Origin of the sequence: Pseudomonas sp. CFBP 8771 (genome assembly GCF_014841695.1) — a bacterium.
GTDB lineage: Bacteria > Pseudomonadota > Gammaproteobacteria > Pseudomonadales > Pseudomonadaceae > Aquipseudomonas > Aquipseudomonas baltica.
In genome coordinates this window covers 32,224-54,463 of the sequence record NZ_JACYUJ010000004.1, presented here as the reverse complement: position 1 = coordinate 54,463, position 22,240 = coordinate 32,224, and the positions used below count along the sequence as shown (strand labels likewise).

At 62.0% G+C, this 22,240-nt stretch carries 18 protein-coding genes and 1 tRNA gene; 4 read left to right on the top strand and 15 right to left on the bottom strand.

From position 1 onward, the window contains the following. Positions 1 to 6: 6 nt before the first annotated feature. From IFT80_RS10100 to dibA, 12 genes are all read right to left on the bottom strand, one after another. A complete protein-coding gene (locus tag IFT80_RS10100; protein ID WP_192058817.1) occupies positions 7 to 3,066 on the bottom strand; it encodes an efflux RND transporter permease subunit in 3,060 nt (1,019 codons plus the stop codon). Further along, the gene (locus IFT80_RS10095) at positions 3,063 to 4,133 is read right to left on the bottom strand and encodes an efflux RND transporter periplasmic adaptor subunit (RefSeq protein WP_192137492.1); all 1,071 of its coding nucleotides are present in this window, start codon (positions 4,131 to 4,133) and stop codon (positions 3,063 to 3,065) included. The genes IFT80_RS10100 and IFT80_RS10095 overlap by 4 nt, the downstream gene beginning before the upstream one ends. Beyond that, positions 4,130 to 5,209 (bottom strand): efflux RND transporter periplasmic adaptor subunit, encoded by a 1,080-nt coding sequence (locus IFT80_RS10090; protein ID WP_192137491.1) that lies wholly within the window; start codon positions 5,207 to 5,209, stop codon positions 4,130 to 4,132. The genes IFT80_RS10095 and IFT80_RS10090 overlap by 4 nt, the downstream gene beginning before the upstream one ends. 156 nt (positions 5,210 to 5,365) lie before the next feature. Further along, complete coding sequence (locus IFT80_RS10085; RefSeq protein WP_192137490.1) at positions 5,366 to 6,148, bottom strand: MetQ/NlpA family ABC transporter substrate-binding protein; 783 nt, start codon at positions 6,146 to 6,148, stop codon at positions 5,366 to 5,368. 100 nt (positions 6,149 to 6,248) lie between these two features. Continuing rightward, on the bottom strand, positions 6,249 to 7,196 hold the full coding sequence (locus IFT80_RS10080) for a sigma 54-interacting transcriptional regulator (RefSeq protein ID WP_192137489.1): 948 nt from the start codon (positions 7,194 to 7,196) through the stop codon (positions 6,249 to 6,251). A gap of 53 nt (positions 7,197 to 7,249) precedes the next feature. After that, on the bottom strand, positions 7,250 to 7,831 hold the full coding sequence (locus IFT80_RS10075; RefSeq protein ID WP_192137488.1) for an alpha/beta hydrolase: 582 nt from the start codon (positions 7,829 to 7,831) through the stop codon (positions 7,250 to 7,252). 408 nt (positions 7,832 to 8,239) lie between these two features. Then, positions 8,240 to 9,229: a sulfate/molybdate ABC transporter ATP-binding protein gene (locus IFT80_RS10070; protein WP_122480632.1), complete on the bottom strand. Its 990-nt coding sequence runs from the start codon at positions 9,227 to 9,229 to the stop codon at positions 8,240 to 8,242. A 3-nt stretch (positions 9,230 to 9,232) separates the two neighbouring features. Further along, the gene (cysW, locus tag IFT80_RS10065) at positions 9,233 to 10,099 is read right to left on the bottom strand and encodes a sulfate ABC transporter permease subunit CysW (protein ID WP_122480633.1); all 867 of its coding nucleotides are present in this window, start codon (positions 10,097 to 10,099) and stop codon (positions 9,233 to 9,235) included. Between the two features lie 14 nt (positions 10,100 to 10,113). After that, a complete protein-coding gene (cysT, locus tag IFT80_RS10060) occupies positions 10,114 to 10,932 on the bottom strand; it encodes a sulfate ABC transporter permease subunit CysT (RefSeq protein ID WP_056844570.1) in 819 nt (272 codons plus the stop codon). 141 nt (positions 10,933 to 11,073) lie between these two features. Continuing rightward, positions 11,074 to 12,084, bottom strand: coding sequence for a sulfate ABC transporter substrate-binding protein (locus tag IFT80_RS10055; RefSeq protein WP_192137487.1), 1,011 nt, complete (start codon positions 12,082 to 12,084; stop codon positions 11,074 to 11,076). A gap of 58 nt (positions 12,085 to 12,142) precedes the next feature. After that, complete coding sequence (gene oscA, locus IFT80_RS10050) at positions 12,143 to 12,325, bottom strand: sulfur starvation response protein OscA (RefSeq protein ID WP_043191814.1); 183 nt, start codon at positions 12,323 to 12,325, stop codon at positions 12,143 to 12,145. A gap of 117 nt (positions 12,326 to 12,442) precedes the next feature. Beyond that, complete coding sequence (gene dibA, locus IFT80_RS10045) at positions 12,443 to 14,308, bottom strand: phosphodiesterase DibA (protein WP_192137486.1); 1,866 nt, start codon at positions 14,306 to 14,308, stop codon at positions 12,443 to 12,445. 146 nt (positions 14,309 to 14,454) lie between these two features. Between dibA and desA the strand changes: the two genes are divergently transcribed. The 3 genes from desA (at position 14,455) to IFT80_RS10030 (ending at position 17,464) form a co-directional block, all read left to right on the top strand. Next, on the top strand, positions 14,455 to 15,639 hold the full coding sequence (desA, locus tag IFT80_RS10040; RefSeq protein ID WP_122480636.1) for a delta-9 fatty acid desaturase DesA: 1,185 nt from the start codon (positions 14,455 to 14,457) through the stop codon (positions 15,637 to 15,639). A 160-nt stretch (positions 15,640 to 15,799) separates the two neighbouring features. After that, positions 15,800 to 16,789: a GGDEF domain-containing protein gene (locus IFT80_RS10035; RefSeq protein ID WP_240998864.1), complete on the top strand. Its 990-nt coding sequence runs from the start codon at positions 15,800 to 15,802 to the stop codon at positions 16,787 to 16,789. Between the two features lie 279 nt (positions 16,790 to 17,068). Continuing rightward, positions 17,069 to 17,464, top strand: coding sequence for a hypothetical protein (locus tag IFT80_RS10030; protein WP_192102763.1), 396 nt, complete (start codon positions 17,069 to 17,071; stop codon positions 17,462 to 17,464). Between the two features lie 78 nt (positions 17,465 to 17,542). Here the strand turns inward: IFT80_RS10030 and IFT80_RS10025 are convergent, their stop codons facing one another. From IFT80_RS10025 to gabD, 3 genes are all read right to left on the bottom strand, one after another. Further along, positions 17,543 to 18,760 carry an HDOD domain-containing protein gene (locus tag IFT80_RS10025; protein WP_192137485.1) on the bottom strand — a complete coding sequence of 406 codons (1,218 nt, stop codon included), beginning with the start codon at positions 18,758 to 18,760 and terminating at the stop codon, positions 17,543 to 17,545. A 188-nt stretch (positions 18,761 to 18,948) separates the two neighbouring features. After that, complete coding sequence (gabT, locus tag IFT80_RS10020) at positions 18,949 to 20,229, bottom strand: 4-aminobutyrate--2-oxoglutarate transaminase (protein ID WP_192137484.1); 1,281 nt, start codon at positions 20,227 to 20,229, stop codon at positions 18,949 to 18,951. Positions 20,230 to 20,353: 124 nt separating this feature from the next. Further along, positions 20,354 to 21,796, bottom strand: a complete 1,443-nt coding sequence (gene gabD, locus IFT80_RS10015) for an NADP-dependent succinate-semialdehyde dehydrogenase (protein WP_122480676.1) — start codon at positions 21,794 to 21,796, stop codon at positions 20,354 to 20,356. Between the two features lie 308 nt (positions 21,797 to 22,104). On the opposite strand from gabD, the gene IFT80_RS10010 reads away from it, so the two are divergent. Further along, positions 22,105 to 22,181 (top strand) — tRNA-Arg (locus tag IFT80_RS10010). The last annotated feature ends 59 nt before the right edge of the window (positions 22,182 to 22,240 follow it).

Genomic DNA, 22,240 nt, shown 5'->3' with positions numbered 1-22,240 from the left:
CCTGAATCAAGCTTCCTTCCCCTCGCCCTCGTCTTCCTTGATCCGGTACCAGGCCACATACAGCGCCGGCAGGAACAACAGGGTGAGCAAGGTCGCCACCACGATTCCGCCGATCATCGCGTAGGCCATCGGGCCCCAGAACACCTCGCGGGCGATCGGGATCATGCCCAGACTGGCGGCTGCCGCCGTGAGCAGGATCGGCCGGCGTCGATGCTCGGTTGCCTCCAGCACGGCATCCCACGGCTTGTAGCCATCGCGCTCGTAGGCGTCGATCTGGGTCACCAGAATCACCGAGTTGCGGATGATGATACCGATCAGCGCCAGTATCCCGAGAATCGCCACGAAACCCATGGGCGTCCCGGTCGGCACCAGCGCCAACACCACACCGATGATGCCCAGCGGCGCCACGCTGGCCACCAGGAACATCTTCTGCACACTGTGCAGCTGGATCATCAGGAAGGTCGCCATGAGGAACAGCATCAACGGCACCACCTTGGCGATGGGTCCCTGCGCCTTGCCGCTTTCCTCGACCGTACCACCGGTGGCCACCTTGTAACCCACCGGCAGGCCTTCGGCGAATTTCTCGATCTCGGGCTTGAGCTGGGCCACCAGATCGGTCGGCTGGATATCGTCGCTGACCGCCGCCTTCAAGGTGATGGTCGGCAAGCGATCACGCCGCCACACCAGCGGCTGCTCCAGCTCGTAGCGCACGGTGGCGAAGGCCAGCAGCGGAATCGAGGTGCCGCTGGGCGTGACGATCTGCAGGTTCTGCAAGGTTTCCGGCGAACCGCGCTCGGCGTCGTTGGCACGGCCGACCACGTTGACCAGATAGATATCGTCATTGACCTGGGTCACCGCCGAGCCGCTGACGATGGTGTTCATCAGCTTGGCCACGTCTTCGGACGACAAGCCCAACTGCCGCGCCTTGTCCTGGGCGATGTCGATGCGCAGTACTTTGCCCGGCTCGTTCCAGTCGTAGATCATCTCGCCGACGTGCGCGTTCTGGTCCAGCAGCGTGGCCAGCTCGATGGCGTGCTTGCGCACCTGGTCGATGTCCTTGCCGCTGACCCGATACTGGATCGGCCGGCCTACCGGCGGCCCCATTTCCAACGCCTGGACGTAGGTGCCGATGCCGACGAAGTCTTCGCGCAGGCGCTTCTTCAAGCGCTCGGTCAGCGCGCCACGCTGCTCCAGGCCTTTGCTGACGATCACCAACTGGGCGTAGTAAGGGTTCTCCAACTGCTGGTCAAGCGGCAGATAGAAACGGATCGCGCCCTGACCGATGTAAGTGCTCCAGCGCGCGATGTCCGGATCATCCTTGAGCGTGGCTTCGAGGCGGTCGACCGCCTTGCGCGTCTCGTTGATCGAAGCGTTCTGCGGCAGGTTCAGGTCCACCAGGATTTCCGGGCGGTCGGACGAGGGAAAGAACTGGTTCTGCACGAAACGCATGCAGAACAGCGCCGCGGCGAACAGCAGCAACGTGCCGATGATCGTCAGCCAGCGGTGGCGCATGCAGCCCAGCAGACCACTGTGGAACCAGCGCGCGACACGCCCCGGCTGCTCCGGCTTGGGTTTGACGTTCTTGCTCAGGATGTGCACGCCGATGACCGGTGCGAACAGCACCGCCACCACCCAGGACACCAGCATGGCCACCGCGATCACGGCAAACAGGGTGAAGGTGTACTCACCGGCCGAGCTGGCGTTCAGGCCGATCGGCACGAAGCCGGCCACGGTGACCAAAGTGCCGGTGAGCATCGGGAATGCGGTCGAGGTGTAAGCGAAGGTAGCCGCCTCCTCCTTGCTGTCACCCGCTTCCAGGCGAGTGACCATCATTTCCACGGTGATCATCGCATCGTCCACCAGCAGGCCCAGGGCGATGATCAACGCCCCCAGGGAAATGCGCTGCATGGTAATGCCGCTGTACTCCATGAACACGAAGACCATGGCCAGCACCAGCGGAATCGAGCAGGCCACCACCAGGCCGGCGCGCACGCCCAGGCTGATGAAGCTGACGATCAGCACGATGACCACGGCCTCGAACAAAGCGCTGGTGAACCCACCGACGGCCTTCTCGACCACCTCGGCCTGGTCCGAAACCTTGTGCACGCCCACGCCCACCGGCAACTGCGCGGTCAACGCGTTCATGCGCGCATGCAGCGCGGTACCGAATTCCTGAATGTTGCCGCCGTCTTTCATGGCAATGGCCAGGCCGATGGCGGGCTGGCCGTTGTAGCGGAACATCGGCGCGGCCGGGTCTTTGTAGCCACGTTCGATGTCGGCGATATCGGTCAGCCGGTAGAAGCGGTCGTTGAGCCTGAGGTTGACCGTTTCCAGGTCTTTTTCCGACTTGAACTGGCCCGAGGTGCGCACCGAAATGCGTTCCGGCCCTGCTTCGATCACGCCCGCCGGCGTCACCGCATTCTGTGCCTGCAGCGCGCCGACCACCTGTTGCTGGTCCAGGCCCAGCGCGGCCAGTTTGCGCGTGGAAAAATTCAGGTAGATCACTTCGTCCTGCTGGCCTACCAACTGAACCTTGCCCAGGTTCTCGACCTGACGGATCTCGGCGCGCACCTGCTCCACGTAGTCGCGCAGCTGCCGCATGCTCAGGCCGTCGGCAGTGAAGGCGTAGATGGAGCCGAACACGTCACCGAATTCATCGTTGAACGAAGGCCCCTGCAGGCCCTGGGGGAAGGTGCCGCGAATATCGTCGACCTTCTTGCGCACCTGATACCAGATCTCTGGAATCGCCTTGGCATTGGTGGTGTCGCGCAGGTACACGAACACCGTCGACTCGCCAGGCCGCGTGTAGCTTTTCACGTAGTCCAGGGAGTCCAGCTCTTCGAGCTTCTTTTCGATGCGGTCGGTGACCTGCTTGAGCGTTTCATCCTGGGTCGCGCCCGGCCAGCGGCTCTGGATGACCATGGTCTTGATGGCGAACGCCGGGTCTTCTTCACGGCCCAGGTTGAAATAGGAAAACACGCCCATCAGCAGGCCGACGAACATCAGGTACCAGACGAAGGACTGGTGCTTGAGCGCCCAGTCGGACAGGTTGAAACTTCCCTTCATTGCCGGCTCGCCTCGTCCAGTTTAATTTTCTGCCCGGGTTTCAGGCTGTTGACGCCAGCGCTGACCACGCGCTCACCCGCCTGCACACCGCTGCCCAGCACTACGACGCCACGGTCGCGACTGAGCACGGTGACCGGGCGCGGGTTGACGGTCTTGTTCTGGACGTCCACCAACCACACCTGGGTCTTGCCATCGACTTCCTGCACTGCGGTCTCCGGCAATTCCAGGCGCTGCGCGATGCTTGAACTCAAGGTCACGCTGATCGCCGTGCCCAGGCGCAGGCCGGCGGGGCTTTCGCGCAGGGTCAGGCGTGCGCGCCGGGTGCGCGTGGCACTGTCGGGCCGCGGCTCCAGCTCACGCAGGGTGCCGGTGGTGGCAACGCTCGGGTCGAGCTGGGACTGCACACGAAACTCCACGCCCTCGGGCAGGGTTTCGGCCAGCCCGTCTGGCAGGTCGATGACCGCCTCCTTGATATCGGGACGGGCCAGTACCACCACCTCTTCACCGGCGCTCACCACTTGCCCGACTTCCACTTTCCATTGATTGACCACGGCGGCGTGGTCGGCGCGCAGCTCGCTATAGCCCAGTTGATCCCTGGCTTGGCTGACGGCGGCCTTGGCCTGGTCGAGCGAGGCCTGGGCGGTCTTCAGGTCGGTCTGGGCGATGTCCAGGCCAGCCTGCGCACCGACGCCACGGTCGAACAACTCCTGCTGGCGGCGAGCATTGGCCTGGGCATTGATGAACTGCGCCTGCACGCGGGCCAGATCACCCTGGCTCGAACGCAACTGGTTCTGCTGGTCGGTCGGATCGAGGGTGGCCAGCAGCTGGTTCTTCTCCACCTGGCTGCCGACATCCACCGCACGCCGGGCGATACGCCCCGATACGCGAAAGCCCAACGTGCTTTCGTAGCGCGCCTGGATATTGCCCGCGAAGCGACCCAGGCTCTGCTGGTCCAGGCCCTTGACCTCGACCGACAGCACCGGGCGGATCGGCTCGGGAGCTTGCTCTTCCTTCGAACAGCCTGCCAGCAACAGCAAGGCCGCAGACAACGCGATCACCGCCTTCATGGCTGGCGCTCCTCGGCAATTTCCACCTGCATGTCCGGGTGCAGCAACTGCCCGCCGGCGACGACCACGCGGTCGCCGTTCTTCAAGCCATCGGCGATCACCACCTTGCCGGTCAGGTAACGGCCCACGTCGACCTTGCGCAGATTGACCTTGTCGCCTTCCCCTACCACCCACACGGCAGGCTCGGCGATGTCCTTGGTCAACGCCGACCAGGGCAGCTCGACGCTGGTCTTGCCCGGACCGTTGAGCGATGCGTTGACCACCGAGCCGAGGTCCATGCCCTTGGGCAGGCCTTGCAGGGCGATCTTCACGCGCACCGTACCGGTCTGCGCGGACACCGCTGGGGTGACTTCGCGCACGGTGCCGGTGGTCTTGATCGCCGGCTCGTCGAGCAGGCTGACGGTGATCGGCTGCTGGCCGGCCGGTTGGGCAAACAGCGACTCGTACACGTCGAATACCGCATCGCGGTCGCCATCGCGGGCCAGGCCGAAGATCGGCGCAGTGGCCTGCACCACCTGGCCAACCTCGGCCTGGCGGGCAGTGATCACGCCTGGGGCGTCGGCCACCAGCTCGGTGTAGCTCAGTTGTTCACGGGCATTGGCCAACTGGGCGCTCGCCGCCGCCAACGAACTCTGCGCACCGCGCAGCGCCGCCTGGGCCGAGTCGTATTCACTCTGGCTGGTGTAGCCCTTGGGCAGCAGCTTCTGCTGGCGCACGAAGGCCGCCGATGTCTGTTTCACACGTGCCTGTTCGGCGGCCACTGCAGCCTTGGCCGAATCGACGTTGGTCTGCAGGTCCTTGGGGTCCAGGCGCGCCAGCACCTGCCGTGCGCTGACATGATCGCCCACGTCCACCAACCGCTGGATGATCTTGCCACCGACGCGGAACGACAACTGGGTCTGGATGCGCGCCTGCACATCGCCGGTGAGATTGACCGCAGCGGCGAACTCGCCGCTCTGTACATTCTCCACGCGCACGCGCGGATGCGTCGGCTCGATGGGCTTGTCTTCACCACACCCCGCCAGCGCAACCAACAAAAGGGAAACCCCTACAACCTTCCAACGAGGACCAGCCATGCAGGCTCCTTTGCGTGCGCTGTGATGCCAGGTGTGTATGCGACTGTGGCCGTGATGCGAGGTTCATTTGCCGGGAATGGCCCTGCCCGGACAAAGCAAAACGCCGACACTGTACAAGCTGTCGGCGCTCAGGTGAACCGTTGTCACACTCGGGAATCAGAACGCCGGCAATACCGCGCCGCTGTACTTCTTCTCGATGAAGGCTTTGACTTCGGGGCTGGTCAGCGCCTTGGCCAGTTTCTGCATGGCCGGGCTGTCCTTGTTGTCCGGACGGGCCACCAGGAAATTCACGTAAGGCGAATCCGATCCTTCGATCACCAAGGCGTCCTTGGCCGGGTTCAGGCCGGCTTCAAGTGCGTAGTTGGTGTTGATCATGTCCAGGTCGACCTGGTCCAGCACGCGCGGCAGCATGGCCGATTCCAGCTCCTTGAACTTGAGGTTCTTGGGGTTGCTGGCGATGTCCTTGGGAGTAGCCAGGGCGTTGCTCGGGTCCTTCAGGATGATCAGGCCGGCTTTCTGCAGCAGGATCAACGCACGGCCGCTGTTGCTGCCCTCGTTGGGGATGGCGACGGTGGCGCCGTCCTTGAGCTCGCTCAGCGACTTGACCTTCTTCGAGTAACCGCCGAAGGGCTCGACGTGCACGCCGATCACGGTGACCAGGTTGGTGCCCTTGCCCTTGTTGAAGCTTTCCAGGTACGGCAGGGTCTGGAAGTAGTTGGCGTCCAGACGCTTTTCGTTCACCTGTACGTTGGGTTGCACGTAGTCGGTGAACACCTTGATGTCCAGCTCGACGCCTTCCTTGGCCAGGGTCGGCTTGATCAGCTCGAGGATCTCGGCGTGGGGAACCGGCGTGGCGGCGATCACGAGTTTTTCTGCCGCGTTGGCCAGGCCGAAAGACAGGGAGGCCGCCAGAGCGGTGAACAGCAAAGCCTTTTTCATGCTAAGTCCTTGAAATTGGGTGGCGGCGGCAGCAATCGGCCAGCCTTGCGCGGACAATACCGGGAATTAATATTCCTACAAATACCTTTTAGTTTGCTGCTTATGCCTTTTTGCCCAGATATTCCAGGCTACGGTTCAGTAGCGCTGCCAAGACAGTCGGGTCGGCGTGCTCGGCCGCCTGCGTCAACAGCTGCTCGATATGCACGAGCAGGTCCGTGTTCGCGGCCGCTGGCAGATTGAGATGCTCGGGCAGGATCTCGTCGCCGCGGCTGACCAGCAAGGCAAAATGGATGACGTTTTCCAGCTCGCGGGTATTGCCGGGCCAATCGTGGTGCTCCAGCGCTCGCTGCGTATCGGCGCTGATCAGCGGCACCGCCAGGTTCAGACGGTGGCTGTAGATGCCCAGGAAATACTCGGCCAGGGCGAGGATATCGCCGGTCCGCTCGCGCAACGGCGGCAAGGTCAGGCGGCCTTCGCCCAGATAGGCGTGCAACCGTTCGTTGAATTTCCCCGCGGCCACGGCCTGGCCCAGATCGATGCTCGACGCCGCCACCAGGCGCACGTCCACGGGATTGGGCTGGGCCGCGCCGACGCGGGTCACTTCACGGGTTTCCAACGCCGCGAGCAGTTTGGTCTGGATCGCCAGCGGCAGGTCGGCGATCTCGTCCAGGTACAGCGTGCCGCCGTTGGCCGAGCCGAACCATCCGGCCCGGCTGCTGGCCGTGCCGCTGTGGGCGCCTGCGCTGTAGCCGAACAGCTCGGCATCGGCGTAGGTCGGGCTGATCGCGCCGCAATTGACCGAGACGAAAAGGCCGCCACGATCACTGCCGCGATGAATGTGGCGGGCAAGCAGTTCCTTGCCGGTGCCGCTTTCACCCTGAATCAGCACCGGCAGTGCCTTGGGCGCGAGCCGCTCGAGCTCCTCGCGCAAGCGTCGCGAGCGCGGATCGACGAACACCAGCGCCTTGGCGCGGATGCTCAGCGGGCTCTTGTCGGCGTCGGGAAAGGTCAGCAGCGGCTGGCCGAAGGTGTCGTTGTATGCGGTCATGGGCAAGGCTCCCACCGGCCTGGCTGCAGGCGGCGTACTCGGTTGTCGGGCATTCAGGCGCGCAGCTGGATGTGCTGGTCCATGCGACTCTGCAGGCGATAGAGGTAGGCAAACCCCTGTTCCCAGCGTCGATGCCCGGACTTGACGTTGATATGCCCGGCACCGGCCAGAATGCCGGCTTCGGCGCCCCAGTCGCGGGCCAGTTGCAAGGCTCGCGTAGCACTGGCCGCAGGGTCGTTGTCCGAGCCCACCACTTGGCTGGGGAATGGCAGCAGGTGTTTGGGGATGGGTGCGAAGTTGCGCAGGGCCGGCGAGCAGGCCGGGCGCTCTACGTCTGCGGGCGCCACCAGCAGGGCTCCGCGAACCTTGCGCAACGAAACCAGCGAGGCGGCGACCGACCAGTGGGCGACTGTCACGCATCCCAGGCTGTGAGCAATGAGAATCACCGGATCGGCGCTGGCATTCACCGCGCGGTCCAGCGCCGCGACCCAGTCTTCACGCCGTGGCGTGAGCCAGTCGTCCTGCTCGACACGCGCGCTGTTGGGCAGGGTTCGTTGCCAATGGCTTTGCCAATGGTCGTCGGACGAGCCCTGCCAGCCTGGCACGATCAGATAGCGGATCGACTCATTGCGCATGGGATGCGCCTCCTGCAAACGTTGCGTTGGAGGCCAGTATAAGGAAAGGAGTTATATTCGTTAAGGAATAAGAAGCTATTTATTAATAACCAAAATAAAGGTCAATCAGCCCCGTAGCAGCGCCGCAAGCCGCGTCGGCGGCACGCGCGGTCTGCCTGCTGCCACCGCATAACCCCGGACGCGGCTTGCGCCGCTGCTACAAGGTGCGTGTGATCTTCTGTAGCAGCGGCGCAAGCCGCGTCGGCGGCACGTACAGTCTGCCTGCTGCACCGCATCGACCCCGGACGCGGCTTGCGCCGCTGCTACAAGGTGCGCGTGATCTTCTGTAGCAGCGGCGCGAGCCGCGTCGGCGGTACACGCGGTGTCTCTGACGCACCGCGTTGAATTCGGACGCGGCTTGCGCCGCTGCTACAGACCTGACGCCTTCTGCCAGACCTTGGGCTTGAAGAACAACGTCTCGCCCCGCGCCAGGCCACTCAGGCTGTCATGGTCCTTGACCACTTCGGCCTCGATCAGCTCGCTCTGCCCCTCGACCTTGAGCGTCACCCGCGTGGTTGCGCCCAACGGACGAATGTCACGCACTTCGGCGGCATGATGGTCGTCCAGCTCGTGGCGCGACAGCGACACTTCGTGCGGACGAAACAGCACATGCTCCTCACCACCCAACTGCAAGCGGTTGGAGTCGCCCAGAAAGTGATAGACGAAGTCGCTGGCCGGGTTCTCGTACACCTCGCCTGGCGAACCGATCTGCTCGATGACACCCTTGTTCATCACTACGATGCGATCCGCCACTTCCATGGCTTCTTCCTGGTCGTGGGTCACGAAGACCGAAGTCAGGTTGATGTCCTCGTGCAAGCGCGCCAGCCAGCGACGCAGCTCCTTGCGCACCTTGGCGTCGAGCGCGCCGAAGGGTTCGTCGAGCAGCAACACCTTGGGCTCGACCGCCAGGGCACGGGCCAGGGCAATACGCTGGCGCTGTCCCCCGGACAACTGCTCGGGGTAGCGATCGTGCAACCAGTCCAACTGCACCATGTTCAACAGCTCATGCACCTTCTGCGCAATCACCGTTTCGGTGGGCCGCTCGCGCTTGGGTTTCATGCGCAAGCCAAAGGCGACGTTGTCGAACACCGTCATGTGTCGGAACAGCGCGTAGTGCTGGAACACGAAACCGACGTTGCGATCCCGCACATCGTGCCCGGAGACGTCCTCGCCGTGGAACACGATGCTGCCCTGGTCGGGCGTCTCCAGGCCGGCGATGATGCGCAGCAAGGTGGTCTTGCCGCACCCGGATGGGCCCAGCAGAGCCACCAGCTCGCCACTCTGGATGTCCAGATTGATGGAGTCCAGGGCCTGGAAGGCATTGAAGCGCTTGCTGACGTTACGAACTTCGATCGACATTAATCATTCCTCCGCGGCGCTGTTGCGCAGGCGGTCAATACGGGACTCGCTCCACTGCTTGAGCAGCAGGATGAAGAGCGCCAGGATCAGCAACAGGCTCGCAACGGCAAAGGCGGCGACATGGTTGTATTCGTTGTAGAGAATTTCCACGTGCAGCGGCAGGGTATTGGTCACGCCGCGAATGTGCCCGGACACCACCGACACGGCACCGAATTCACCCATGGCCCGCGCGGTACACAGCACCACGCCGTAGATCAGTCCCCACTTGATGTTCGGCACGGTGACGTACCAGAACATCTGCCAGCCATTCGCGCCCAGCAGACGCGCCGCTTCCTCTTCCTGCGTGCCTTGTTCCTGCATCAGCGGGATCAGCTCGCGGGCCACGAACGGCACGGTCACGAAGATGGTGGCAAGCACGATACCTGGCAAGGCGAACACGATCTGGATGTCGTGGTCCTGCAGCCACGGCCCGAACAGGCCCTGAGCGCCGAACATCAGCACATAGACCAGACCGGCAATCACCGGCGACACCGAGAACGGCAGGTCGATCAACGTGACCAGAATGCTCTTGCCGCGAAACGAATACTTGCTCACGCACCACGCGGCGCTGACGCCGAACACCAGGTTCAGCGGCACCGAAATGAGCACGGCGAACACCGTCAGCTTGAGCGCCGACAGCGCATCGGGCTCGAAGATCGCCGCGAAAAAGGTTCCCAGGCCCTGCTTCAAGCCCTGGGACACGACGATCAGCAACGGCAGCAACAGAAACACGGCGAAGACCAGCCAGCCAAGGGCGATCAACACCCGCCGCGAGGTTGCGCTGCCACGCCGGGCCGCATTGGTGGAGGCAGCAATGGAAGATGCAGACATGTGCGGAGCCTCCTTCAAGGGGTTTCGATGCGCCGCTGCAACAAGTTGATCAGCAGCAGCAGAATGAAGGAAACCACCAGCATCATCACTCCGATGGCCGTGGCGCCGGTGTAGTCGTATTGGTCCAGCTTGACCATGATCAGCAGCGGCAGGATTTCGGTCTTCATCGGCATGTTGCCGGCAATGAAAATGACCGATCCGTACTCACCCACGCCGCGGGCGAACGCCAGCGCGAAACCGGTGAGCCAGGCAGGCAACAGCGCCGGCGCGAGGATGAAGCGGAACACCTGCAACGGCTTGGCACCCAGGCAGGCTGCGGCTTCCTCGACCTCGCGCGGGATGTCGGCCAGCACCGGCTGCACCGTGCGCACCACGAACGGCAGGGTGACAAAGGTCAGGGCCAGGGTGATGCCCAAGGGGGTGTAGGCGATCTTGAAACCCAGGTCGGCGGCGAACTGCCCAACCAGGCCGTTGGGTGCATACAGCGCCGTCAGGGCAATGCCTGCCACGGCCGTGGGCAGGGCGAACGGCAGGTCGATCATCGCATCGATGATCTTGCGTCCGGGAAAGGTGTAGCGCACCAGCACCCAGGCCAGCAGGGTGCCGATCACTCCATTGATGATCGCCGCACACAACGCCGTGCCGAAACTGAGTTTCAGTGCGGCGAGTACGCGAGGTGCGGTAACGATGGTCCAGAACTGTTCCCAGGTCAGCTGCGCAGCATGCACGAACATGGCGGCCAGGGGGATCAGCACGATCAGGCTGAGGTACACGACGGTGTAGCCCAGCGTCAGCCCGAAGCCGGGTATGACGGGGGAGATACGACGCGACATAGAAGTCCTTGATGAATACGGTTTACGCAATCGGGCCTCTTCGCGGGCAGAGCCCACTCCCACAGGCTTTACGGTGACCTGTGGGAGCGGGGCGGGCGGCGAGCCCTCTGCCCGCGAAGAGGCCAGCCGCCTCAACGAATCTTATTGAGCCTGATAAATCTGATCGAACACCCCACCATCATTGAAGAATTTAGGCTGTGCGGTTTTCCACCCGCCGAAATCCTTGTCGATAGTAACCAGATTCAGCGCTGGAAATTGCTTCGCATACTTGGCTGCCACATCCTTGTCGCGCGGACGATAGAAGTTCTTCGCAGCGATTTCCTGGCCAGCCGGGCTGTACAGGTGCTTGAGGTAGGCTTCGGCGATTTCCTCGTTGCCCTTCTTCTTCACGTTCTTGTCGACCACAGCCACCGGCGGCTCAGCCAAAATCGACAGCGAAGGCACGACAATGTCGAACTTGTCCGCGCCACCGTCTTCCTTCAATGCCAGGAACGCCTCGTTCTCCCAGGCCAGCAAAACGTCGCCCTGACCATTGTTGACGAAGGTGATGGTCGAGCCACGTGCACCGGTGTCCAGGATCGGCACGTGCTTGAACAGCGTCTGCACGTACTCTTTGGCCTTGCCCTCGTCGCCACCGCCGGCTTTCAGGCCGTAGGCCCAGGCTGCCAGGAAATTCCAGCGGGCGCCGCCGGACGTCTTCGGGTTCGGCGTGATCACCGAGACATCATTCTTGATCAGGTCGCCCCAGTCCTTGATGCCCTTGGGGTTGCCCTTGCGCACCAGAAACACGATGGTCGAGGTGTAGGGCGTGCTGGCGTCCGGCAGACGGGTCTGCCAGTTCTCCGGGATGGACTTGCCCAAGCGGCTGATCTCGTCGATGTCACCGGCCAGCGCCAGGGTCACCACATCGGCGGGCAGGCCGTCGATCACCGCGCGGCCCTGTTTGCCCGAACCACCGTGGGATTGCTTGATCGACACGGTGTCGCCCGCGTGTTCCTTTTTCCAGAAACTGACGAACTCGGCGTTGTATTCCTGGTACAGCTCGCGGGTCGGATCGTAGGACACGTTGAGCAGCTCGTAGTCCTTGGCGACGGCGGAGCCGGCAAATACGGCGCTGGCGAGGGCTGCCAAGGCATAACGGCGGATAGACATGGACGAAGCTCCTGGAATGGCGGGTATTTTTCTTATGGCTGCTACGCAGGACGCGTACTCAGCTGGGCTTGTTGCCCGGGTTCTGCAAACGGAATTTTTCCTTGCGTTCGATCTGCACGACTTGAGCGTTGTGTACGGTGATCTCCACCGCACCGAAACGCAGGTCGCGCAGCGCACTCTGAATTTCCCGCAGAATGGTGGCTTCGTCCTGTCCTTCGACGCTGCGTAGCGATGCGCTCATGATCATGCTCCTGGATAAGGGGTGCCAAGGTGGCGTGAGCGCGATAGTAGAGCGGTCTTATTATTCTTAAAAATACTGTTTAAGAATTTTCATATAACCAGAAGTTTTTATACGCACCTACTGGACCTGCCATTGCAGCGCAGCGGCTTGCACCGGACGGCCGAACCAATAGCCCTGGCCCAGTCCGCAACCGTGCTCCAGCAGGAACTGCGCCTGATTCGCCTGCTCGATGCCCTCGGCGTGCACCTGCATGCCCATGCTGTGCGCCAGCGCGATGATCGCCGTGGTGATCGCCACATCGTCCTCGTCGCCGGGCAGGCCGGCGACGAAACCCTGGTCGATCTTGAGCTTGTGGACCGGCAGGCGCTTGAGCCTGAGCAAGGATGAATAACCAGTGCCGAAATCGTCGATCGCCAGTTGCAAACCCAGATCGCGCAGGTGATGCAATTGCTCCAGTGCGCGGTCCGGATCATCCATCACCGCACTTTCGGTCACTTCCAGTTCCAGATGCGCAGGCGCCAGCTCTGTCTCGGCCAGAACTCTCTCGACCTGCCGGTAGAGATCATGGTGGCTGAACAGACGGCTGGAGATGTTCACCGCGACGAAATCCAGTGCCTTGCCCTCGACCTGCCACTGCCGCATCTGGCGGCACGCGGTGGCCAGCACCCAGGTGTCGATCTCGGCGATCAAGCCACTGCGCTCGGCGATCGGTATGAACTGCCCTGGCGGCACCAAGCCGCGCTCCGGGTGCTGCCAGCGCACCAGCGCCTCCACCCCGACCATGGCCTTGTCGCGCAGCGCATGCACCGGTTGGTAGTGCACCCGCAACTGCCCGTCGGCCAGGGCCTGGCGCAGTTCTGCGGTCACTTCGATCTGCTGCTGGGCGCGGGTGGTCAGCTCTTGGGTATACAGGGCATAGCTCGAACGGCCCCGTGCCTTGGCCTGGAACAGCGCCGAGTCGGCGTTGCGCAACAGCTGCTCGGCACCCTGCGCGTCGTCGGGAAACAGACTGATGCCCATGCTGGCGCTGATGAACAGGGTGTGCCCGTCGATGGCGAAGGGCGCGCGCAGGCCTTCTAGCAACCCCTGCCCCAGCGCCGTCGCCTGCCCTGTGCGCAACTCGCCTTCCATCAGCACGGCAAACTCGTCGCCGCCCAACCGCGCCAGGGTCACCTCCTCGCCCAACCCGCACTGCAGACGCTCGACCACGGCCATCAGCAACCGATCGCCCACGCCATGACCGAAGCTGTCGTTGACGTTCTGGAAGTGGTCGAGGTCGATGAGCAACAACGCGCAGCAGCGTTGCGCAAGCCTGGCCGTACTCAAGGCGTGCTCGGTGCGGTGGCTGAACAGCAGGCGATTGGGCAACCCGGTCAGCGGATCATGGTGTGCCAGATGGGCCAGCTCGCGCTGCGAATGCCTGATCGCGCTGATGTCGGAGAACACCGCCACATAGTGGCTCAGCTTGCCCCGATCATCGCGGATCGCGCGGATGGTCTGCCACTGCGGGTAGCTGTCGCCGCCCTTGCGCCGGTTCCAGATCTCGCCGCTCCACTGGTCGTGCTCGGCCAGCGTGCGAAACATCTGTTGATAGAAGGCCGGCGGATGCTGCCCGGATTTGAACGTGTTCGGGTTCTGCCCGAGCACTTCGTCCTCGGCATACCCGGTGATCGCCATGAAGGCCCGGTTGACCTGCAGGATGCGCCCTGCAGTGTCGGTCACCAGCACGCCGTCGGCGGTGCAGTCGAAAACCGCTGCCGACAAACGTCGGCTTTCGCGATTGGCCTGCCGCGCCCGCAGCCAGCCAAAGGCGAACGCACTGCCCAGCAACCACACACCGCAACCGGCCAGATGAACCCCCCATCCGGCCGACGACGCTCCGAAAAGGCCGTTTGCCACATGACCGCACAACAGAAACCACACCACACAGACAATCAGGTAAATCACAACGCCGCGCGCTGTAACCCGAGATAAAACAGACATAGGGTCAATCGGCCACACAAAATGTGTACCAATTATAGAATAGAAACATTCAGCGACTCTTATCTAAAAGAGCGACTGGCTTTATCTGATAGCTAGTCGATAATGCGCTGCACGCATTACCCACCCAACCGAGGGCCTTCCCGCCTATGTGGTACAACGGTTTTCTCGATCTGTCCGCCTGGCAAGTGGTGGCAGTCACGTTGTTGCTGACCCATGTGACCATCATCAGCGTCACTGTCTATCTGCACCGCTATTCCGCCCACCGCTCGCTGGAACTCAACGCCGGGCTCAAGCATTTCTTCCGTTTCTGGCTCTGGCTCACCACTGCCCAGAACACCCGCGAGTGGACCGCCATCCACCGCAAGCACCACGCCAAATGCGAAACCGTCGACGATCCGCACAGCCCTGTGATCAAAGGCCTGGGCACCGTGATGCGTACCGGCGCCGAGCTCTATCGCAAAGAGGCGGAAAACCCCGACACCTTGCGCATCTATGGCAAGAACTGCCCCGAAGACTGGATCGAGCGCAACCTGTACTCGCGCTTCCGCCACACTGGCGTGGTCCTGATGCTGGTCATCGACCTGTTGCTGTTCGGCGCTCTCGGCCTGACCGTGTGGGCCGTGCAGATGATGTGGATTCCCTTCTGGGCAGCCGGTGTCATCAATGGCCTCGGCCATGCCGTGGGCTACCGCAACTTCGAATGCCGCGACGCGGCCACCAACCTGGTGCCGTGGGGCATCATCGTCGGCGGCGAAGAACTGCACAACAACCACCACACCTACCCCAATTCGGCCAAGCTGTCGGTCAAGAAATGGGAGTTCGACATGGGTTGGGCCTGGATCAAGCTGTTTACCTGGCTGCGCCTGGCCAAGGTCCAGCGCGTGGCACCGATTGCCCACCGCGTGGAAGGCAAGGGCCAGCTCGACATGGACACCGCCATGGCGATCCTCAACAATCGCTTCCAGATCATGGCGCAGTACCGCAAGCTGGTGATCGCGCCGCTGGTGCAACAGGAGCTGAGCAGGGTCGACGAATCGGTACGTCACCAGTTCCGCCGGGCCAAGCGCCTGCTGTCGCGTGAAACCAGCCTGCTGGACGAAGGGCATCACCTGCACATCCAGACGATGCTCGAACACAGCCACGCATTGCGCGTCATCTATGAAAAGCGCCTGGCCCTGCAACAGATCTGGGCGCGCACCAGCTCCAACGGTCATGATATGCTCGCCGCCATCAAGGATTGGATCCAAGAGGCCGAAGCCAGTGGCATTCACTCGCTGCGCGACTTCGCGACCCAGCTCAAGACGTACTCGCTGAGGCCTGCTGCAGCCTGAGCCGTTTATCGGTGCGCCTTGGCCCCAAGGCGCGCCGTTCGGAACTTCGTTACAATTTTCCGCTCTCAGACTCATAGCGCTACCGCCTGGGATCATGCCTTGGCCGCGCTTTTCGCGCATCCGTTCGCAGTAATCCCAACGCCTCTGAGATGCCGTGATGATGGTCAATAAAAAATTACCTTCTACACCCGTCAAACCTCTACCCGAAGCCGCTGAAACCCTATTGGCCTTGATGCATGCCCAGGGTGAGGTCGCGCGGCTCAAGGAGCGCGAGCAGCTGTTCAGCTCGCTGTTGGTCAGCGTCAACGCGGTACTCTGGGCGTTCGATTGGGAAACCCAGCAGATGATCTACGTCAGCCCCGCCTACGAACGGATTTTCGGCCGCTCGGTGGGTTTGCTGCTGGCTGACTACAACGAATGGCGCGACAGCATCTATCCGGATGACCTGGACTACGCCGATCGCAGCCTGGCCGAAGTGCTCGACAAGGGCGCCGTCGAAGACCGCGAATACCGCATTATCAGCGCCGATGGCCAGATCCGCTGGCTCAGCGACAAGTGCTTCGTCAGCCACCAGGTGGATGCAGGCCAACGCGTGATCGTGGTGGGTATCGCCGAGGACATTACCGAAAAGAAGCACCTTGAAGGCGAGCTCCAACGCCTCGCCACCACCGATGTCCTGACCCAGAGCAGCAACCGTCGACACTTCTTCGAATGCGCCCACCGCGAGTTCGAGCAGTCCCGCCTCAACGACACGCCCATGGCCTTCCTGCTGCTGGACATCGACGATTTCAAGATGATCAACGATACCTATGGCCACCAGGAAGGTGACCACGTGCTGCAACGCATCGCCGAAACCGGCCGTGCGGTACTGCGCCGTGGCGACTTGTTCGGGCGCATCGGTGGTGAAGAATTCGCCGCCGTGTTCCCGGGCTGCGCGCCGGACATGGCCATGCAGATCGCCGAGCGCCTGCAGCGCGAAATCCAGCGCCTGAGCTTCCACCACAATGGCAAGAACTACGGCGTGACGGTAAGCCAGGGCCTGACCAGTATTCAGCCGCAAGACGAAATGCTTGACTCCCTCTTCTCGCGTTCCGACGCCGCCATGTACCAGGCCAAGCGCCAAGGCAAGAACCAGATCGTGCCGGCCTAGTCAGCGAACCATTGGTGTCCCCGGCCACTCGTTCAATTGCGACACGCCTATTATATGCAACCGTGCTGAATTGATCGCGTCTGGCCCATTAGGGAATTCAACCATGTTGTATCAATTTGCAGAATTATCTACCTAGATCAAAGCCCATTGGGTGGAGGTTGTGCTAGCCAACTTCATTGTTCTCTATCAAAAAGACAAATTCGTTTCCTTGAGCCATATGTTAGGTCATGGTTTACTTTTCCATGAAGCTACGGAGAATAACTACTCAAGGAGTTACACATGAAACAATTATGTATAATTGCCACACTTATCCCGCTATCGGTTACGGCTAATTGTGGTAGCGAAAACTGCCTAAGCTTTCCCCCTGCTTATTCCAGGTTAACCAAAGTTGATTTGGAGGACTGGGAGTCTGTCACAAAAGAATTCAGAGACAACGCTCTTTGGAATCAAAACACTACTGAAATCCAGTCATGTGAAAGCCTCTATACCTTGCCGGTTACCACATCGCGCGAAGGTAATGTCAGCTTTGGCGGTATCTGCACCATCGCAGGCTCTGGCCAAAAGGTATTCATCTGCACCGACCGCATGCTGGGCCGCTTCGAGGTATTTCCAGAATTTCAACGTGACCTGCCGTGGATCGCACAGAAGATTTTCGACAATTGCTGGGGTGGGTGATCCCCACCTCTCTCGATCACCCCCAAGGCCAGTGATCAGATAGAGGCCTTTATTCATGTCCCGGCGTAGTCCAGCGCGTCAGCGAATCATTGGCGCGCCCCGCCACCAGTTCAGCTGCGACACGCCTATCTTGAGCAACCGTGCTGGTTTGCCTTGGGCTATCTGGGTGACGTCTTCGTCGGCGCCCAGCGATGCCATCTGCGCTGCAATATTCACGATCAGTTTTTCCCTTGAGTACACCCCGCCGCCCAACTGGTAGGCCGCGGCGATCATCTCGCGCAGCTCAAGCGGCAATCGCCAGCGTCGGCGCAATTCCGAGCCATAAGGCGCACCAAACGTTCGTAGCGCGTAAGTCAGCTTCGTCTGGTCAAGCTCACCGCCTGCCAGACGCCATTCCTGCAAAACGCGCAGCAGCGCCAGATCGCCCAGGCAGTGCAACACGCCTGCGCAATAGCAGCGCCACTCGTCCACATTCTGTTGGCGGGCAATGTTGCGAGCGAATTCGGCCGTGTGGGTCGAGCGGTTCCAGCAAATTTCGGCTTGTTCGAGCAGCAGCGGGTCACTCAGGTAGGCACTGGGCCGGGTGGTCATGCCCAGCAGCAGATTCATGCTCTGCGTAGGGCCCAGCGCTTGCAAGGCCTGCATCAGCGTCAACACCGGCGCCGCGCCCTGTTTCGCCGCACTGTTGGCGGCGCTCACCAGCACCCCGGTGACTTGCGGGTCGCTGCGCACGTTGGCTTCCAGCACCTTCAGGTTCAAGCCCTCTGGCCCCAGCGCCCGCTGTACCGCCGCCTGCACGTCGCACAGCAGCGGCCCACCGTCGCAGTCCAGGCGGCGGCGCGTCAGATACTGTTCCAAAGTGGTACCGGCAGCGATCTGCGGAATCCGGCAAACCACCACCTCTGCGGAGCCAGACAACAGCGTCTGCAGGCGCGCCTTCAAACTGGTCATATTCAAGGGTTTGGTCAGATAGGCCGTCGGCGCTAGGGGTAGCACTTCGCGCACGCTCGCGCTGTCGCTGCGCTCGCTCAACAAGATGAACGGCAAGGCCGACAGACGAGGGCTCTTGCGCACTCCGCGCAGCAAGTCCAGACCGCTGATGCCCAGCAACTCGCGCGCTGCAATCACCAAGTCCGGTGGCTCGCGCAGATGCTCCAGCGCCTCAGGTCCCGTGGCGCACGCCTGCAGGCGTGCATCGCAACGTACATCGAGCAGCATCTGCGACAACAGATCACGCATCCAAGGGTCGGATTCGGCGATCAACACACGAGGAGGCATGCTGGTAGCGGTATTCATAGGCGCACTCCATGGGCCAAGGGTGACAGCATGACTCTCGGTAGTGAGTCTGAACGGTACTGCAAAAAAACGGATTAAGCAGAGGGTTTTAGCGCATCACCCGCCTGGCTGCAAACGAGGTGCAAACTAAAACCACCCCATAAAAAAACCCGCCGAAGCGGGTTTTTCCTACCAAGCACTCACATCACTCACGCCAGCTCAGCGAAGCACTCTTCGATGATGGCCAAACCTTGGTCCAACAGCTCGTCAGGCGCAGTCAGTGGAACCAGGATGCGCAGGACGTTTCCGTAAGTACCGCACGACAGCAGAATCAAACCCTTGTCGCGCGCCTTGGCTACGACTTGGGCCACTGCTGCGGCGTTCGGCTTGTGGGTGTCGCCGCCTTCGAACAGCTCGATGGCAATCATCGCGCCCAGTGCGCGCACATCACCGATCACCGGGTACTTGGCCTGGATGGCGCGCAGGCCCGCTACCAAGTGCTCGCCGACTGCCTTGCTGCGATCAAGCAGGTTCTCTTCCTCGAACACTTCCATCACGGCCAGTGCCGCCGCGCAGGCGATCGGGCTGCCGGCGTAGGTGCCGCCCAGACCACCTGGAGCGATGGCGTCCATGTACTCGGCTTTGCCGCACACGCCGGCCAGAGGGAAACCGCCAGCGATGGATTTGGCGAAGGTGGTCAGGTCGGGCGCAACACCCATTTGCTCCATGGCGAAGAAGGTACCGGTACGGCCTGCGCCGGTCTGCACCTCATCGGCGATCAGCAGGATGCCGTGCTGGTCGCACAGGGCGCGCAGACGCTGCATGAAGGCTTTCGGCGCGACATAGAAGCCGCCCTCACCCTGCACCGGCTCGAGAATGATCGCTGCGATGTCACGGGGCTCGGCGTCGTTCTTGAAGATGCGCTCGATGCTGGCAATCGAATCGTCGACGCTCACACCGTGCAGTTCGCAGGGGTACAGCGCGCGGAACACACCGCCGGGCATCAGGCCCATGCCAGCCGAGTACGGCACGACCTTGCCGGTCAGGCCCAGGGTCATCATGGTGCGGCCGTGGTAGGCGCCGGTGAAGGCGATCACCCCGGCGCGACCGGTGGCAGCGCGCGCAATCTTGATGGCGTTTTCGACGGCCTCGGAGCCGGTGGTGACCAGCAAGGTCTTCTTGTCGAAGTCACCGGGCACCTTGGCGTTGATCTTCTCGCAGACTTCAACGTACGGCTCGTATGCCAGCACCTGGAAGCAGGTGTGAGTCAGCTTGTGCAGTTGTGCCTGCACGGCCGCGATCACTTTGGGGTGGACATGGCCGGTGTTGAGCACCGCGATGCCGCCGGCAAAGTCGATGAACTCGCGGCCTTCGATGTCGGTAACCGTGGCGTTCTGCGCTGACTCTGCAAAGATCGGGTGAATCTGGCCCACACCGCGTGGCACGGCAGCCTGGCGGCGTTGCATCAGGGATTCGTTGGTCTTGCTCATGACATTCCTCATTCGCCGCTCATCGGTCGGCGTGATTCAAGGATAAAGCGGCCGGTACGTACCGCAGCAGCATACGATGATCGACTGCTGCGGCCGCCGGCCGCCAAGGGTTCTGCGCGGTGGGTTACACCGAAATGCAGAGGTATTTTATTTCCAGGTAATCTTCGATGCCGTACTTGGAGCCTTCGCGGCCCAGGCCCGAGGCCTTGATGCCGCCGAACGGCGCCACTTCGTTGCTGATCAGGCCGGTGTTGATACCGACCATGCCGTATTCCAGCGCCTCGGCAACACGGAACACGCGGCTCATGTCGCGGGCATAGAAGTACGAAGCCAGGCCGAACTCGGTGTCGTTGGACATGGCAATTACTTCGGCCTCGTCCTGGAAGCGAAACAGTGGCGCCAGCGGGCCAAACGTTTCTTCCTTGGCCACGGCGGCATCCTTGGAGACGTTGACCAGCACGGTCGGCTCGAAGAAGTTGCCCTGCAGCGCGTTGCCACCGGTGAGTACGGTTGCGCCCTTGCTGACCGCGTCGGCGATGTGTTCCTTGACCTTGGCCACGGCCTTGTCGTCGATCAGTGGCCCGGTAGTGGTGCCTTCTTCCAGACCGTTGCCGATCTTGAGCTTGCTCACTGCAACCTTCAGCTTCTCGGCGAACGCGTCGTAAACGCCGTCCTGCACATAGATACGGTTGGCGCAGACGCAGGTCTGGCCGTTGTTGCGGTACTTGGAAATGATCGCGCCTTCGACCGCCTTGTCCAGGTCGGCATCGTCGAACACGATGAAAGGAGCGTTGCCACCCAACTCCAGCGAGACTTTCTTGATGTCCTTGGCGCACTCGGCCATCAACTGGCGACCGATCTCGGTCGAGCCAGTGAAGCTCAGCTTGCGCACGATCGGGTTGCTGGTCAGCTCACTGCCGATGTCGCCAGCGCTGCCGGTCACGACGCTGAACACACCCTTGGGAATGCCTGCGCGTTCGGCCAGCTCAGCCAGCGCCAATGCCGAGAACGGCGTCTGCGAGGCAGGCTTGAGCACCATGGTGCAGCCTGCGGCCAGCGCCGGGCCCGCTTTGCGGGTGATCATCGCGGCCGGGAAGTTCCACGGGGTGATGGCGGCGGTCACGCCGATTGGCTGCTTGATCACGATCAGACGCTTGTCCGGCTGGTGGCCGGGAATGGTGTCGCCGTAGACGCGCTTGGCTTCTTCGGCAAACCACTCGATGAACGAAGCGGCATAGACGATCTCGCCTTTGGATTCGGCCAATGGCTTGCCCTGCTCCAGCGTCATCAAGCGCGCGAGGTCATCCTGGTTTTCGATCATAAGCTCGAACCAGCGGCGCAGCTTGTTCGACCGCTCCTTGGCGGTCAGCGCACGCCAGGCCGGCAGCGCCTTGTCGGCAGCCTCGATGGCGCGGCGGGTTTCGGCGGCGCCCATTTTCGGCACGGTGCCGAGGATTTCGTTGGTGGCCGGGTTGCTGACCTTGATGGCCTGCCCGCTGTCGGCGCCCAGCCACGCACCATCTATATAGGCTTGCTGGCGGAACAACGAGGTGTCTTTGAGCTGCATGTCGGCTTCCTTGATGGCGCCGTACGTGACGGCACGAATGGAGGGATGAAAAGGCGCCCGGGCTGAGGTGAAATACCGCATGGATGAACGCATGCGCATCAGCAACCAGACAAGAGCGTTTGAAATCTCAAACGAATCCTAGGATCTATGGCGGTAAAGGACAATAGCCGTTCGAAAAAAAGAACGACAAGCCTTGCAAGCCTGGGTATGCCCGGCTTGCACGAGTGTCACCGTAGCAGATTACAAACGATGTGCCGGTTATCGCAATGGACGACCACCCCCGAGATGGGTATCATGGCGCCCGCGTCGCACCAGTAGCTCAGCTGGATAGAGTACTGCCCTCCGAAGGCAGGGGTCGTGGGTTCGAATCCCGCCTGGTGCACCATCTTCTCCTTTTCGTGCAGCACGTGCTTGTGCTGCACGATCTCAGCTGATCGCTCCAAC

What these genes read in the sequence shown, in the direction of transcription:
- IFT80_RS10100 (WP_192058817.1), bottom strand. Translation starts at nt 3,066, where the DNA reads ATGAAGGGAAGTTTCAACCTGTCCGACTGGGCGCTCAAGCACCAGTCC.
- IFT80_RS10095 (WP_192137492.1), bottom strand. Translation starts at nt 4,133, where the DNA reads ATGAAGGCGGTGATCGCGTTGTCTGCGGCCTTGCTGTTGCTGGCAGGC.
- IFT80_RS10090 (WP_192137491.1), bottom strand. Translation starts at nt 5,209, where the DNA reads ATGGCTGGTCCTCGTTGGAAGGTTGTAGGGGTTTCCCTTTTGTTGGTT.
- IFT80_RS10085 (WP_192137490.1), bottom strand. Translation starts at nt 6,148, where the DNA reads ATGAAAAAGGCTTTGCTGTTCACCGCTCTGGCGGCCTCCCTGTCTTTC.
- IFT80_RS10080 (WP_192137489.1), bottom strand. Translation starts at nt 7,196, where the DNA reads ATGACCGCATACAACGACACCTTCGGCCAGCCGCTGCTGACCTTTCCC.
- IFT80_RS10075 (WP_192137488.1), bottom strand. Translation starts at nt 7,831, where the DNA reads ATGCGCAATGAGTCGATCCGCTATCTGATCGTGCCAGGCTGGCAGGGC.
- IFT80_RS10070 (WP_122480632.1), bottom strand. Translation starts at nt 9,229, where the DNA reads ATGTCGATCGAAGTTCGTAACGTCAGCAAGCGCTTCAATGCCTTCCAG.
- cysW (WP_122480633.1), bottom strand. Translation starts at nt 10,099, where the DNA reads ATGTCTGCATCTTCCATTGCTGCCTCCACCAATGCGGCCCGGCGTGGC.
- cysT (WP_056844570.1), bottom strand. Translation starts at nt 10,932, where the DNA reads ATGTCGCGTCGTATCTCCCCCGTCATACCCGGCTTCGGGCTGACGCTG.
- IFT80_RS10055 (WP_192137487.1), bottom strand. Translation starts at nt 12,084, where the DNA reads ATGTCTATCCGCCGTTATGCCTTGGCAGCCCTCGCCAGCGCCGTATTT.
- oscA (WP_043191814.1), bottom strand. Translation starts at nt 12,325, where the DNA reads ATGAGCGCATCGCTACGCAGCGTCGAAGGACAGGACGAAGCCACCATT.
- dibA (WP_192137486.1), bottom strand. Translation starts at nt 14,308, where the DNA reads ATGTCTGTTTTATCTCGGGTTACAGCGCGCGGCGTTGTGATTTACCTG.
- desA (WP_122480636.1), top strand. Translation starts at nt 14,455, where the DNA reads ATGTGGTACAACGGTTTTCTCGATCTGTCCGCCTGGCAAGTGGTGGCA.
- IFT80_RS10035 (WP_240998864.1), top strand. Translation starts at nt 15,800, where the DNA reads ATGGTCAATAAAAAATTACCTTCTACACCCGTCAAACCTCTACCCGAA.
- IFT80_RS10030 (WP_192102763.1), top strand. Translation starts at nt 17,069, where the DNA reads ATGAAACAATTATGTATAATTGCCACACTTATCCCGCTATCGGTTACG.
- IFT80_RS10025 (WP_192137485.1), bottom strand. Translation starts at nt 18,760, where the DNA reads ATGAATACCGCTACCAGCATGCCTCCTCGTGTGTTGATCGCCGAATCC.
- gabT (WP_192137484.1), bottom strand. Translation starts at nt 20,229, where the DNA reads ATGAGCAAGACCAACGAATCCCTGATGCAACGCCGCCAGGCTGCCGTG.
- gabD (WP_122480676.1), bottom strand. Translation starts at nt 21,796, where the DNA reads ATGCAGCTCAAAGACACCTCGTTGTTCCGCCAGCAAGCCTATATAGAT.